The 12,218-nt window shown below is 69.8% G+C and carries 13 protein-coding genes; 3 read left to right on the plus strand and 10 right to left on the minus strand.

Annotated elements, in window-relative coordinates:
* Positions 1–34: 34 nt before the first annotated feature.
* Positions 35–688: a DUF4893 domain-containing protein gene (locus AC1RRF_RS09390; RefSeq protein WP_492834179.1), complete on the minus strand. Its 654-nt coding sequence runs from the start codon at positions 686–688 to the stop codon at positions 35–37.
* Positions 689–827: 139 nt separating this feature from the next.
* The gene (locus AC1RRF_RS09395) at positions 828–1,763 is read right to left on the minus strand and encodes a DUF4167 domain-containing protein (protein ID WP_492834180.1); all 936 of its coding nucleotides are present in this window, start codon (positions 1,761–1,763) and stop codon (positions 828–830) included.
* A gap of 331 nt (positions 1,764–2,094) precedes the next feature.
* Here AC1RRF_RS09395 and AC1RRF_RS09400 point away from each other — a divergent pair, with 331 nt between their 5' ends.
* On the plus strand, positions 2,095–2,610 hold the full coding sequence (locus AC1RRF_RS09400) for a hypothetical protein (protein ID WP_492834181.1): 516 nt from the start codon (positions 2,095–2,097) through the stop codon (positions 2,608–2,610).
* A 1-nt stretch (position 2,611) separates the two neighbouring features.
* On the opposite strand, the gene prmC is transcribed toward AC1RRF_RS09400, so the two are convergent.
* Entirely contained in the window at positions 2,612–3,505 is an 894-nt protein-coding gene (gene prmC / locus AC1RRF_RS09405; protein ID WP_492834182.1) for a peptide chain release factor N(5)-glutamine methyltransferase, read from the minus strand.
* 38 nt (positions 3,506–3,543) lie between these two features.
* The gene (locus AC1RRF_RS09410; RefSeq protein ID WP_492834183.1) at positions 3,544–4,446 is read right to left on the minus strand and encodes a hypothetical protein; all 903 of its coding nucleotides are present in this window, start codon (positions 4,444–4,446) and stop codon (positions 3,544–3,546) included.
* A 159-nt stretch (positions 4,447–4,605) separates the two neighbouring features.
* On the opposite strand from AC1RRF_RS09410, the gene AC1RRF_RS09415 reads away from it, so the two are divergent.
* Positions 4,606–5,817, plus strand: coding sequence for a YihY/virulence factor BrkB family protein (locus AC1RRF_RS09415; protein ID WP_492834184.1), 1,212 nt, complete (start codon positions 4,606–4,608; stop codon positions 5,815–5,817).
* Positions 5,818–5,820: 3 nt separating this feature from the next.
* On the opposite strand, the gene prfA is transcribed toward AC1RRF_RS09415, so the two are convergent.
* The 3 genes from prfA to AC1RRF_RS09430 all read right to left on the minus strand — a co-directional run bounded on the left by prfA (position 5,821) and on the right by AC1RRF_RS09430 (position 9,081).
* Positions 5,821–6,888 carry a peptide chain release factor 1 gene (prfA, locus tag AC1RRF_RS09420; RefSeq protein WP_492834185.1) on the minus strand — a complete coding sequence of 356 codons (1,068 nt, stop codon included), beginning with the start codon at positions 6,886–6,888 and terminating at the stop codon, positions 5,821–5,823.
* A 61-nt stretch (positions 6,889–6,949) separates the two neighbouring features.
* A complete protein-coding gene (locus AC1RRF_RS09425; RefSeq protein WP_492834186.1) occupies positions 6,950–7,720 on the minus strand; it encodes a DUF3108 domain-containing protein in 771 nt (256 codons plus the stop codon).
* A complete protein-coding gene (locus AC1RRF_RS09430; protein WP_492834187.1) occupies positions 7,717–9,081 on the minus strand; it encodes an alpha/beta hydrolase family protein in 1,365 nt (454 codons plus the stop codon). Before AC1RRF_RS09430 ends, AC1RRF_RS09425 begins: the two co-directional genes overlap by 4 nt.
* 177 nt (positions 9,082–9,258) lie before the next feature.
* Here AC1RRF_RS09430 and AC1RRF_RS09435 point away from each other — a divergent pair, with 177 nt between their 5' ends.
* A complete protein-coding gene (locus tag AC1RRF_RS09435; RefSeq protein WP_492834188.1) occupies positions 9,259–10,041 on the plus strand; it encodes a sulfite exporter TauE/SafE family protein in 783 nt (260 codons plus the stop codon).
* Between the two features lie 64 nt (positions 10,042–10,105).
* Here AC1RRF_RS09435 and AC1RRF_RS09440 read toward each other — a convergent pair whose 3' ends face one another.
* From AC1RRF_RS09440 to AC1RRF_RS09450, 3 genes are all read right to left on the minus strand, one after another.
* Positions 10,106–10,594 (minus strand): translation initiation factor 2, encoded by a 489-nt coding sequence (locus AC1RRF_RS09440; protein WP_492834189.1) that lies wholly within the window; start codon positions 10,592–10,594, stop codon positions 10,106–10,108.
* A 122-nt stretch (positions 10,595–10,716) separates the two neighbouring features.
* Positions 10,717–11,307 carry a glutathione S-transferase N-terminal domain-containing protein gene (locus AC1RRF_RS09445; RefSeq protein ID WP_492834190.1) on the minus strand — a complete coding sequence of 197 codons (591 nt, stop codon included), beginning with the start codon at positions 11,305–11,307 and terminating at the stop codon, positions 10,717–10,719.
* 4 nt (positions 11,308–11,311) lie between these two features.
* Positions 11,312–12,175 (minus strand): alpha/beta hydrolase family protein, encoded by an 864-nt coding sequence (locus tag AC1RRF_RS09450; protein WP_492834191.1) that lies wholly within the window; start codon positions 12,173–12,175, stop codon positions 11,312–11,314.
* Positions 12,176–12,218 lie beyond the last annotated feature (43 nt).

Here is a 12,218-nt window from a genome sequence, read left to right on the forward strand (position 1 = left end):
TTGCACAACGGGCGACCGTCGATCGGGTTTCCGATCAGGCGGGAACGAGTTCGATCAGGTCGAGGTTGGACTCGTTCTGGGGCCAGGGGATCACCAGCCGCCAGCGGCGCTCGCCGATCCTCTCCAGCGTCGCGACCAGATCCCGGTCGGGGCGCTGACCGTAGGAGTTGGCCGGGGGCTCGGAAGCCAGGGCCATGGAGCCGAGCAGGACCATATGACGGTCGTCCTCGGGGAAGAGCAGGCCGGACGGGCGCTGCGAGCCGGTCAGCTTGACGAATTTCAGCCCGTTAGGGGTCTGTTCGATGCGGCAGGCGAACCAACCGTAGACGACATAGCCCAGACCGTCCTCACCGCCCTGGGAACCCAGTTTGACCGTGCGACAGCGATAATCGCCGGCGGCGGGAATGACGGAGGGCCGCCGCGCGTCCGGATCGATCAGGTCGCCCAGGCTGTTGAGGTCGCCCGAGCCGCGCTGGCGGCGCGCCTGCTGCAGGGCCAGCGACCAGGCCGCGTCGCGGCGGGCGTAGCGATCACGATCGGCGGCGGTGACGATGCCGCGCCAGTCGCGCAGGGTCGCGCCCGGCCCGCCCGAAGGCGGCGGTGGCGGCGGGGCCGGCGGCGTGGCGCAGGCGGACAGGGCCAGAACGGCGCCGACGATCAGGGTCGGCAGCCGGAACAGACGAGGCATGGGCGCTCCCGAACACAGGCTGAGGGCGTGGCTCGGCTCTTTTGGACCGGTCCGGACGGCCGACGTCAAGCACCCTCGCGTCGCGGGGACCTCAGAGACCGGATCGGCGATGACGGTTTTTCCCTCGCGGGAGGCCGCGTCAGCTCTCTTCAGCGGGAGCGTCGGCCTTGCGGCGGGGCGCACGACGCTTGGGCGCCGGAGCCTCTTCAGCGGCCGCCTCGGGCGCCGGAGCGGGCGCGGACGGGGCGGCCGAACGGGTCAGGAAACCCGGCAGGGCGGTGGGCGCCTCGTCGGCGGGCTGTTCCTCGCGGCGCGACCGGCGCGGGGCGCGCTCGGCGCGTTCCGGGGCCTGGACCGGGGCCGGAGCGGTCTCGGCGACGGGCGCGGGCTCGGCCTCGAAGGCCGGAGCGTCGTCACCGGCGTCGGCGGGGGCGTCGCCCTCGCCGTCAAAGCGACGGTTGCGTTCGTCCCGGCGGCGCTCCCAGCGTTCGCGGCGGCTCTCGCGGCGACCGCCCTCGCGGGCCTCGCCGTCAGCGGCGGCGGCGGGCGCGGCGCTTTCGGCGCGCGGTTCACGCGGTTCGCGGGGTTCCCGCGGCTCACGGTCGTCGCGATCACGCCATTCACGGCGCGGCTGTTCGCCCGAGCGTTCGTTCTGGCGCTCTTCCTGTTCGCGCTGACGGGCTTCCTGCTGCGCGACACGGTCGGCCTCGGCCTGTTGGGCGGCCATGATGGCCGCCGCCTGGGCGCCGGATTCGTCCTCGAAATCGATGTCGAAGCCCTGGCCGGCCAGTTCGCGCTGGGCGATCTCGGAGACCGAACGCTGGGGCTGCAGGGCGCGCAGGACGCGGAAATAGTGTTCGGCGTGCTGGGTGTAGTTCTCGGCCAGAACGCGGTCGCCGCCGGCCGACGCGTCGCGCGCCAGCTGCATGTAGCGCTCATAGACGGTCTGGGCGTTGCCGCGGACCTTGATGTTCTCGGGACCTTGCGAGTCCCAGGAACGATTGGGGTTGGTGGCGTTGGCGTTGTTGTTGCCGCCGCTGCCGGGCTTCCTGTTGCGTCCGCGTTGACGCTTCATGCCCTTGAAATCTCTCATCGGACGCTACCGTGCCTTGATGGGGAGGGCGGACCGGGCCTCTGGGCTCGGTATCCGTCCGGGGGTGTTCCGTCTCGGGCGGGGCCTATTCCCCGCTGGCGATGTGTTCGGAAAGCCGTGTCGCCCCGTGGTCCGCCGGGCGACCGGCCCGACCGTCACTGCCCTGAACGCGCGCGAGTCATGAACCAGAGCGGTTCGAGGCGTGCGTTTCGGGTGGGAGACAAGGGAGACTTAGCGCGGGATCATGGCGTTTCCAAGGGTTTTTGTTTTCACCTCAACGGTTCGCCAACCCTGACCGATGAGACTGGGACGCATGGCTTCGTCCTTTTCAACGACGGTTCGGGACATCGGCGTGGGCGTGGCGCTGGGCGTGCTCATCCCCGCCGGGCTGATCTGGTTCGGATTGTGGTTCTGGGCCGATCAGCACTACCGGAAATATATCCCCGAGCAGGTTCCGATCCAGATCATGACGTCGCAGCGTTCACAGGGCTGGTACTCGGCCTGCGGAGGCGCGATCTTCTCCATGTCCCCGGCGGAGAGCGCCCGCTTGCGCCGCGAGGGTTTGGCCGCCTTCGAAGGCGGGACGGTCGGGCGAGGCTATGTCCACACCCGCCGCCCCTCGCCGACCTGGGCGCCCTGGCGGGAAACCACGACCCGGGCGGACCTTGGCGAAGGGCCCCGCCCCGGCCTCCTTTGTCTGCGATCGCCGCTCCAGGACCGGATCGTTGACGCTCTGATGAGGCCCGGATCCTACACGACGTGGGGCGTCGACAGTCAGTTGATCGTGATCCCAGACCTGAACATCGTCGTCTTCCTGTTCGACGACTGACCTACATCTTCGGAATCGGATTGGTCCGGGGATTGGGGCCATTGGTGACGACGCGGTCGCGGTCGGACAGATCCTTGACCACGATGACGTCCTCGAAGCCCGCGGCCTCGAACAGGGCCTTGACCTGCGGGCCCTGGTCCCAGCCGATCTCGACCGCGAAGGTCCCGCCGGGCTTGAGGATGCGCATGATTTCGGGCGCCAGCTCGCGATAGGCGACCAGGCCGTCCTCGCCGCCGTCCAGGGCCAGATGGGGGTCATGCTCGCGCACCTCGGGGTCGAGGCCGGGGATGTCGCCCGACGGAATATAGGGCGGGTTGGAGACCACCAGGTCGAAGCTGTGTTCCGCGAAGCCGGTGGCCCATTCGGTGCGGATGAAGTCGCAGCGGCCGGCAAGATCCAGGTTGGCGGCGTTCTCGCGCGCCACGGCCAGGGCCTCGGTCGAGATGTCCGTGCCGACCCCCTTGGCCGCCGGGCGCTCGGCCAGGGTGGCCAGAAGGATGGCGCCCGAGCCGGTGCCCAGGTCGATCATCGTGAAGGCCTCATGCGGGGCGTAGGCCAGCATGACCACGTCCAGCAGGGCCTCAGTGTCCGCGCGCGGGCTGAGAACGTCCGGGGTGACGTTCAGCATGATCTTCCAGAAGCCCTTCTGGCCGAGGATCTTCGACACCGGCTCACGCTTCAGGCGGCGGGCGATATAGCCGTCCAGCACGGCCCGCTGGGCGTCGGTGACGACGCGGTAGGGGTCGGTCAGGATATCAGTGCGCGAGCAGTCGGCGGCGACCTCCAGCAACAGGCGGGCGTCGATCGAAGGGCTGTCGATGCGGGCCGCCTTGAGGTCGGCCGTGGCCGCCTTCCAGGCGGTCAGCAGGGTGCGGGCGGAGGCAGTGTCGGTCATGCGGACGGATTGGCGCGGCTGGCCGACGATTTCAAGCTCTACCGACCGCAGCGGGGCGGCTTGCCGGACAGCGAAGCCCGCTCTCCAGGAAGCGCCATCATCGACGACTCCAGCTCGATCAGGGGCGCGGCGCGATCCGCATAACCGGCCTCCGACAGGGCCTCGCCGAGCACATAGCCGGCGTAGCCCATGTTGAGACCCAGCCGATCCGACAGCGCATTCATCTTGTCCAGCACCGCGCAAGCCTCGTCAGGCCGCCGCGCGCCCGCAAGGAAGACCGTCCATTGATTGAACAGCATGGTCAGATCCTGGCCATCCGTCCCCTCCACCGGGTCAGCCCTCAGCAACGGTTCGTAGAGGGCGGCGACCGCTCGCACGCGCGCCGGATCGTCGTTGAGACCATCAGCGACGCCGCGAATGTCGGCCAGTCCGGTCAGGGTCGAGAGCGTCTCGATATGACCGGGTCCCAGCCGCGCCACGCGGATGCGATGGGCCTCTTCCAGCCACAGCTCCGCATCCGCCGAGGTCTGAGAGCCGCGGGCCATGAACTCGGTTCTGGCCGCGTCCGAAAGCAGCATCGCCAGCATCCGGCTGTCCGCAGCGAAGCCCTGCCGTCCCTCTGCGACGGCGCGCTTCATATATGGCAGGGCCTGAGTCGCGGCGGAGATGGGGTCGGCGTCGCCATCGACCATCAGGTTCACGCCATAGGCGGTCAGCAGCCGCGCCCGCTCGGCCGCGCCAGGAGTATTCGAGAGCCGGGTTTCGAGCGCCGCGTCGCCGGCCGCCGCGCCGCTCAGGCGGCGAAGCTTGAAGAATGGCGCGGCCGCCTCCTCCAGCGCCTCCGAACTCCAGAGACCGGTGCCGGGATCATCCGGATCCGGCGCCGTTCGGGACGCCTGCGGGGCTGACGGCGGCGGCGAAGCCACCGCGATAGGGGCCACGGCCAGTCCTGCGAGAAAGACGAGACTTGTGAGCCGCATGTTGGTCCCCCGAACCACCCCAAGCTATGACGGGGTTCGCGGAGTCCGCAAGACGGCGGGAACGGCAGGGGCAGCTTGGCCGTTGTCGCGCCCATGCAGCGACAGTCGGGAAAGACAGGCTTGGACAGGAAGACGGGACCGGGTCTGTGGCGCGTCGCCGGCGCCATCGTGGGCGGCCTGGCCGCCGGCGCGGGCGCCGCGCACCTGCTGTACACGCGCGGGCACAAGTTCGGGGTGGAGCTTCGCCCGCAGCGGCCTGAGCCCCTGCCCCCGCGCCCGCCGACGCCCGAGGACTTTGACGCCCAGGAGCCCGGTCGCGGCCGGACGGCGCGGCGGCCCGAACATATTCCGCACAAGGGCTGGGTCGACATCCTGTGGCGCTGGGGCGCCTCCTATTTCGGCGACCGGGTCGGATTCGTGGCCGGCGGGGTGACCTTCTTCGTGGTCCTGTCGCTGTTCCCGACCCTGGCCGCTTTCGTGACCATCTACGGCCTGTTCGCCGATCCGAACGACGCCTGGGGCCGGCTGGAGTTCCTGTACTCGGTGCTCCCGCAAGGGGTGGCCGAGTTCCTGGGCGGGGAGATGCAGCGGCTGGCCGAGAACTCGACCGGCCAGTTGACCTTCACCCTGGTCTGGACGCTGGCGCTGTCGCTGTGGACGGCCAACGGGGCGATCAAGGTGCTCTTCTACGGGCTGAACGTCGCCTATCACGAGGTCGAGCGGCGCAGCCTGATCCGGTACAACCTGCTGTGCATGGCCTTCACCGTGTCCGGCCTGCTGGCGGTGCTGCTGGCGGCGGGCATGGTGGTCGGCGTGCCCGTGGCCCTGAGCGTGCTGGGGCTGGCTGATGAATGGGCCTATCTGGCGCCGTTCCGCTGGCCGCTGCTGCTGCTGATCTACGGCGCGGCGCTGACGCTGATCTACCGCATGGGCCCGTGCCGGCAGAAGGCGCGGTGGCGGTGGCTGACGCCGGGGGCGATCTTCGCCGCCCTGCTGAGCGTGGGGCTGTCGCTGGGCTTCAGCTGGTACCTGCAGACCTTCGTGCGCACGGCCTCCTACGGCCCGCTGGCGGCGATGATGGGCTTCCTGCTGTGGACCTGGCTGAGCGTGCAGATCATCCTGATGGGCGCCGAGCTGAACGCCGAGATCGAGCACCAGACCGCCATCGACACGACCACCGGCGAGCCCATGGCGCTGGGCGAGCGCGGGGCCGTCATGGCCGACAGCGTCGGGCCCAAGCGCGGCAATCCGGCGGCCCTGGCCTTCACGCTGAAGCACGCCGAGGCCCTGTCGGACCGACTGCTGCGACGGAGGATCCGCCCGCGGAACTGAGGGTCAGCCGAACTCGGCTTCCAGATCGGCGAGGCGGGCGGCCTGGTCCTCGGCGATCAGGGCGTTGAGCATCGGGTCGATGTCGCCCTCGAGGATCTGGGGCAGGCTGTGCAGGGTCAGGCCGATGCGGTGGTCGGTGACCCGGCCCTGGGGGAAGTTGTAGGTGCGAATGCGCTCGGACCGGTCGCCCGAGCCGACCTGCGACTTGCGGGCGTCGGAACGGGCGGTGTCCTTCATCTGACGCTGCATGTCGTAGAGGCGGACGCGCAGGTTCTTCATCGCCTTGTCGCGGTTCACGTGCTGCGACTTCTCGGACGAGGTCACCACGATCCCGGACGGGAAGTGGGTGATGCGGACGGCGGAATCGGTCTTGTTGACGTGCTGGCCGCCCGAGCCGGAGGCGCGGAAGGTGTCGATGCGGATGTCCTTGTCCTGGATGTCGATCTCGACGTCCTCGACCTCGGGCAGGACGGCGACGGTGGCGGCCGAGGTGTGGATGCGGCCGCCGGCCTCGGTGGCCGGGACCCGCTGGACGCGGTGGACGCCGCTTTCGAACTTCAGGCGACCGAAGACGCCGTCGCCGGTGACGGTGGCGATGATTTCCTTGTAGCCGCCGGCCTCGCCCTCGGTGGCGCTGTCGACCTCGACCTTCCAGCCCCGGGTGGAGGCGTAACGCGAATACATGCGGAACAGGTCGCCGGCGAACAGGGCGGCTTCGTCGCCGCCGGTGCCGGCGCGAACTTCCAGCACGGCCGAGGCGTTCTCGTCGGCGTCGCGCGGCGCCAGCAGGAGGGCGACCTCGCGCTCCATCTCCGGCAGGCGGTCCTTGAGCGACTGAAGCTCGTCGGCGGCCATGTCGGCCATCTCCGGGTCTTCGGCCATCAGCTCCAGATCGGCCATCTCGGCGCGGGTCCGGGCCAGGCCCTGGACGGCGTCCGCGACCGGCTTCAGTTCGGCGTGCTCCTTGGACAGGCGCACGATCTCGGCGCCGTCCGAGGCCGCGCCCATGCGCGCCTCCACCTCGTGGAAGCGGTCGAGCACCTGATCGAGCCGGGCCTGGGGAAGTCGCAAGTGTTTCTCCGGAAAGGGGCCGATCTCCTATCCGGCCCGTCGGGACCTGTCCAATGCGGCGTCAGTACAGCAGGGTTTTCCGGTGCAGGGTTCCGGCCGTCCCGGGGCTTTCCATCTTGATCAGTTGCTGGGTCGACTTGGCCAGCCAGAAGCGCGCGATCGAGGCCCCGCCGGAGTTGTAGTCCGTCTCGACCACCCAGCAGTCGATCGCCGCGCCGTCCGGACCGGTCAGGACGGCCTCGTCGCCGGCCCGCCAGACATAACGCGCCGGCGGCCCTCCGCCGGGATGGTAGAAGGGGATGGAGACCGCGTACCCCGGCGCCCAGGGCAGGGTCTGCAGCATCTCCATGTCGGTCTCGAAATTGTACGCCGCCTCAGGCGACGGGACTGAGAAGTCGGCGCGGCTGTTGTCGGGCAGATCCGGCAGGCCGGTGATGGCCTCGGGCGAGAAGCGGAACCCTTCGACCACGCGGGTCCCATCGCGGGTGGTGGTCCGGATGTGGGTCAGCGGGCGGAACGTCCCGATTTCGAAGACGGAATCGCGCTCGGCCAGGGACGGCGTCTGCCCGGTCCCGTCCCAGCGCTGGACGATGTGAAGACGCCGGACGCCTTCGATGTCCTCGAAGCGGACCTCGCGCCGCCAGATATCGACGGCGATATGGGCGCCGTCCTTCTCAACCGAGCGCAGATAGGTCCGAGCGCCGGGCTTCAACAGATCGAACCGGGGCAGCGGACGGCCCACGGTCAGCCTATCGACATCGGCGGCGCGGGCGGCGCCGGCCAGGGGCGCGGCGGCCGCGGCGGCCAGGACGAAGCGGCGGGTCGGTTTCATCGACGGCCTCCCGCGGGACGGGCCAGAACTTCGCCGCGGCCCAGGTCGTGGCGCAGCTCTCCATATGCCGCCCAGTCGAACACGGCCTGGATGTAGCCGTCCGAATAGCGGGTCTCGATCCGCGTCCCGTTGGGGCCGGGCTCGAACTGGACGATGCCGTGGTCGGCGTCGGGATATTGAACGACGGTGACGGGACGGCCCTCGGCGGCGAGCGCGGCCAGGCGCGGGCGCGTGCCCTCCATCGGCGCCTCGGTGTCGTTGGCGGCGAGGATCCACAGCATGGGGACATCGAGACCGCGCAGGGTCGGCAGGGGGTCGTAGTCCCACATGATGCCCCACTGGATCTGGGCGAGGATGGCGGTGACCTCTTCGTTCGAAGACTTCAGGAGGATGGGGGTGAAGTCTCCGCCGACGTCCTTGAACCACGGCTCGGCGCCGTAGCGGGCGCGCACGGCGTCGAGATCGGCGAAGCCGACCGCGCCGTTCGACGACATGAAGGCGGCCGTGACGGCGTAGATCTTCTCGGCCTCGGCGAGCACCTCCGGTCCCCAGCCCTTGTCCGTAAGGCTGTCACGGATCTCGCCATGCTCCTCGGCCAGGACGCCCTCGGCCATGCCGAAGCCGATGGTGACGAAGTCGACCGGGGTCTTGGTCGCCGCCAGCGGAGCGACCCAGCCGCCCTGGCTGCCGCCGTGCAGGCCGACGCGTCCGGCGCGGGACCCCGCCGCCCGCCGCGCGGCCTCGACCGCCGCCGCCGCGTCAGTGGCGAGCAGGTCGAAATCCTGGGTGTAGGTCCCTTGAGACCCTCCGGTGCCGCGCTTGTCGTAGACGAAGACGCCGACGCCCGAGGCCGGGGCCAGCCGCTGGAACCAGTTGTAGTCGAGCGCCGCGCTGCTCTCGGAGCCGTGGACCTCGATCATGATCGGAACCGGCCCGTCGCCAGGCGGCAGGATCAGCCGGCCCGCCAGCTGCGCGCCCTCGCCGCCGATGAACGACACCGCTGTGGTGGGCAGTTCGACCCGGCGCGCCTCGCGGCCGTCGAAGGTCATGCGGTCGGCGGTCGTGCAGTCGCCGAAAGAGGCCGCGATGGGGGCGGGACGGTCGGTCCAGCCCTCGGTTCCGGTCCAGGCGCCCGAGGCGTCCTGGCGCAGCCGGGCGGTGCGGCCGTCGATCAGCCGCCAGCGGCCGCCAGGGCCGTCGATGGGCGCAACGTCGATCAGGGTCCCGTCGGCGAGGCGATACAGGCCCACATGACAGGCGAAGGCGGGGTCAGGCCTGGACGGTTCGTTGCCCATCTGCGCCGAGGCCTGTCCGGCGAACATGAGGGCGGTGAAAGTGGCGGCCAGGAGCGTTCGGATCATCATCGCATCATCCCTTCGCGGCGTCGCGAAGCAGGACGAAGCCTTCCAGACGACGCACGGTCCAGTGAAAAAGGGGTAATGCAGCCTGACGGAAACGTGACAGCGTCGCTGTTACAACCGGCGGCTTCGCGCATTAGCTCGATGGGACGCCTCCCGTCCGCGACACCCAGAGCCTTCATGGAAACCTTCCTGCTGTTCCTCGTCGTCGGCTTTGTCGCACAGGCCGTCGACGGGTCCCTGGGCATGGCCTACGGCGTAATCTCCTCCTCGGTGCTGCTGGCCTTCGGCGTGCCGCCGGCGACGGCGTCGGCCAGCGTGCACGGAGCCGAAGTCTTCACCACGGCGGCCTCGGCGGGCAGCCACGCCTGGCACCGCAACGTCGACTGGAAGATGCTGCTGCCGCTGGCGGCGGCCGGCGTCGTCGGCGGTTGTATCGGCGCCTATGTGCTGGCGGGACTGGACAGCAATGTCATCAAGCCGTTCGTCATCGCCTATCTGGCCCTGATGGGGATCTGGATCCTGTGGCGCGCCGGACATGACGTGAAGCCGCGCCTGATCCGCCCGACCTGGATCGTCGCGCCCCTGGGCGCGGTCGGCGGCTTCCTTGACGCCATCGGCGGCGGAGGCTGGGGCCCGACGGTGTCGTCCACCCTGGTCGGCGCCGGGCAGGAACCGCGCCGCGCCATCGGCACGGTCAACACCGCCGAGTTCTTCGTCACGGTCGCCGTCAGCGCGACCTTCGTCTGGTCCCTGCTCAGCGGTCACTGGGAAGAGGCGGACGCCCTGCAGAACCACGCCGCCGCCGTGGGCGGACTGGTGGTCGGCGGCCTGCTGGCCGCGCCTTTCGCCGGCCTGATCGCCAAGCGCGTCCCACGCCGGCCGATGACCTATGCGGTGGGCGGCCTGCTGGTCCTGTTGGCCGGCTTCCAGGGCTTGCAGTTGTCGGGCGTGATGGGCTGAAACGAAAGGCGCGGGACGGACCTAGGTCCGCCCCGCCCCCAGCGGGTTCGAAGACCGGTTCGGCCTACGGATTGGCGCCGGACGTGGCCGCGGCGGCGGCCTGACGGGCGCGTTCGGCTTCCGAGGCCTGCCATGCGGCCTCTTCGGACGGCGTGCGCAGGGTCACGATCAGCGGGTTCGGCTTGAGGTCGTTCAGAGCGCCCGAATTGGCGTCCACAACGCCGCCGACGATGCCGCCGAAGATCACATTGCCGGCCAGACCGGCGGCGCCGCTTCCCGACATGCTGCTTTCAATGTGGTGTTCCTGGGTGACGTAGCCGTTCATCGAAATGGTGGCGCGGAACTCATCCTTGCGCGGCATGCGGAAGGTGCAGGGCGTGGAATCGCACTGGAAGCCGTTCGAGGTCGAGACACGCGCGCCGGGCGGCGTGCTTTCGACGGTGAACTCCTGGCTCGAACCGCGCGTGATGGTGGCGCAGGCAGGCAAGGTCAGCGCGGCGGCGACAAGCGCCAGCGCGCGCACGCCGAAGCGCGCGTAACGGTTGGAAATCATTGGAAGCCCCAAACTAGAGCGGCTCACCCCCCCGGTGAGCCGTGGCGACTACCTGCCATCCAGAAAATCCACGGTCAACGACCGTAGGTAGGTCTGACCTCAGAGTCTCGCCATGGTTCGGCTCAGGCCGGCCGGGTTTCCATGAAGCTGGGCCGCGCCTCCAGCGCCGCCTGCAGGGCGACCAGGCGCGGACGGCCGGTCGTCCAGTCGAAGTCCGGATGGCGGAAGTCGATCCAGGTCAGGGCCACGCCGGTGTTCAGCACGCCGACGTGGAAATCGTCCGCCGACAGGTCGGCGGCTTCCAGCGCGTCGAGGCAGCGATGCATGTTCTCGGTCCAGCGCGTCATCCACGAGGGCGAGCGCTCGCTTTCCGGACGGCGCTTCTCCAGCACCAGTTTCACGCCCATCTCCAGCAGGCCGTCGGCCAGCACCTCAAGCCGCCGCACGCGCAGCCGCTCAGCCCCTTCGGCGGGCAGCAGGCGCGGACCGGAACCGAGGCCGTCCAGATACTCGCAAATCACCGGGCTGTCGTTCACCGGCAGGCCGTCCGGCGCGATCAGCGTCGGGACCTGCACGACCGGATTGGCGGCCAGCAGCTCGGGCGCGTTGGCGTAGGGGTCGACGAAGATCTCCTCGACCGCCAGCCCCTTCTCGCGCGCGACGATGCGGCATTTGCGGGCGAAGGGCGACGGGGCGGTGATGTAGAGCTTCATGGGATCAACGGCGCTCGATGGTCACGCCCTCGGGCGCGGTCAGGGCGTCCAGTCGGGCCTGGGCCGCCGCGTCGCCGAGCGCATGGGCGCGCATGAAGTCCACGGTGGTGGCGGCGATCAGGTCGAAGTCGGCGGCGTCGGCGTTGCCGATCAGGCTGTGGTCGCCGCCGGCGAAGGTCAGCAGCATCTTGCCGCCCGCCGCGCTGGTGTCGAAGGCGAAGCGGTGGTCGACGGGGTCAGTCACGAAGCCCTGCACCAGATCGGCGTCGCCGGTGACGATCAGCACCGGCGTGGTCACCGTCGCGAAGGTGGAGGGATTGATCACGCCGGGGATCTTCCCGGGCGTGGACAAGGCGATGACCGCCTTGACCGCCGGATCGCCCAGCGGGCCCGCGATGGTCTCGGCGCCGGCCTCCATCAGGGAATTCAGCGACCCGAAGGAGTGGCCCGCCGCGATCATCGGCTTGCCCGGATGCGAGGCCTGCACATAGCCGCGCACGGTGGCCAGATCGACGATGCGGGTGATGAAGACGCTGCGCTCGTCGGCCTCGGCGTGGCGCGGGTGCAGCAGCGAATCCAGATGCGTCGGCGCCACGACGGTGAAGCCGTGGGCGGTCCAGTAATCGATGATCCGGTGGTAGCGGGCCGGGTCGCTGTTCCAGCCGTGGCTGAAGACGATGACGCCCTGCTCATCCGCCGCCTGCCAGACGCTGAGGTCGATGGCGCGCCCGTCGGGCGCGGTCAGCGGGACGTGGGTGGCGGCGGAGGCCTGGGCGGAAGCCGGAACAGCCTGCGCCAGAGCGGGCGCGGTCGAGAGCGCTCCCAACGACAGGACAAGCGCGAGCGCGATGACGGCGCGACGGATCATGGACAGTACCCCCAAACCAGACTTCCCGCCTTGCTAGCGCAGG

It is taken from the genome of Brevundimonas sp. GW821-FHT12C05, assembly GCF_058807475.1.

Bases quoted from the DNA above. Each gene is read 5' to 3' on its own strand.
- AC1RRF_RS09435 (WP_492834188.1), top strand. From the start codon at position 9,259: ATGGAAACCTTCCTGCTGTTCCTCGTCGTCGGCTTTGTCGCACAGGCC.
- AC1RRF_RS09390 (WP_492834179.1), bottom strand. From the start codon at position 688: ATGCCTCGTCTGTTCCGGCTGCCGACCCTGATCGTCGGCGCCGTTCTG.
- AC1RRF_RS09395 (WP_492834180.1), bottom strand. From the start codon at position 1,763: ATGAAGCGTCAACGCGGACGCAACAGGAAGCCCGGCAGCGGCGGCAAC.
- prmC (WP_492834182.1), bottom strand. From the start codon at position 3,505: ATGACCGACACTGCCTCCGCCCGCACCCTGCTGACCGCCTGGAAGGCG.
- AC1RRF_RS09430 (WP_492834187.1), bottom strand. From the start codon at position 9,081: ATGATCCGAACGCTCCTGGCCGCCACTTTCACCGCCCTCATGTTCGCC.
- AC1RRF_RS09400 (WP_492834181.1), top strand. From the start codon at position 2,095: ATGGCTTCGTCCTTTTCAACGACGGTTCGGGACATCGGCGTGGGCGTG.
- AC1RRF_RS09445 (WP_492834190.1), bottom strand. From the start codon at position 11,307: ATGAAGCTCTACATCACCGCCCCGTCGCCCTTCGCCCGCAAATGCCGC.
- AC1RRF_RS09440 (WP_492834189.1), bottom strand. From the start codon at position 10,594: ATGATTTCCAACCGTTACGCGCGCTTCGGCGTGCGCGCGCTGGCGCTT.
- AC1RRF_RS09425 (WP_492834186.1), bottom strand. From the start codon at position 7,720: ATGAAACCGACCCGCCGCTTCGTCCTGGCCGCCGCGGCCGCCGCGCCC.
- AC1RRF_RS09450 (WP_492834191.1), bottom strand. From the start codon at position 12,175: ATGATCCGTCGCGCCGTCATCGCGCTCGCGCTTGTCCTGTCGTTGGGA.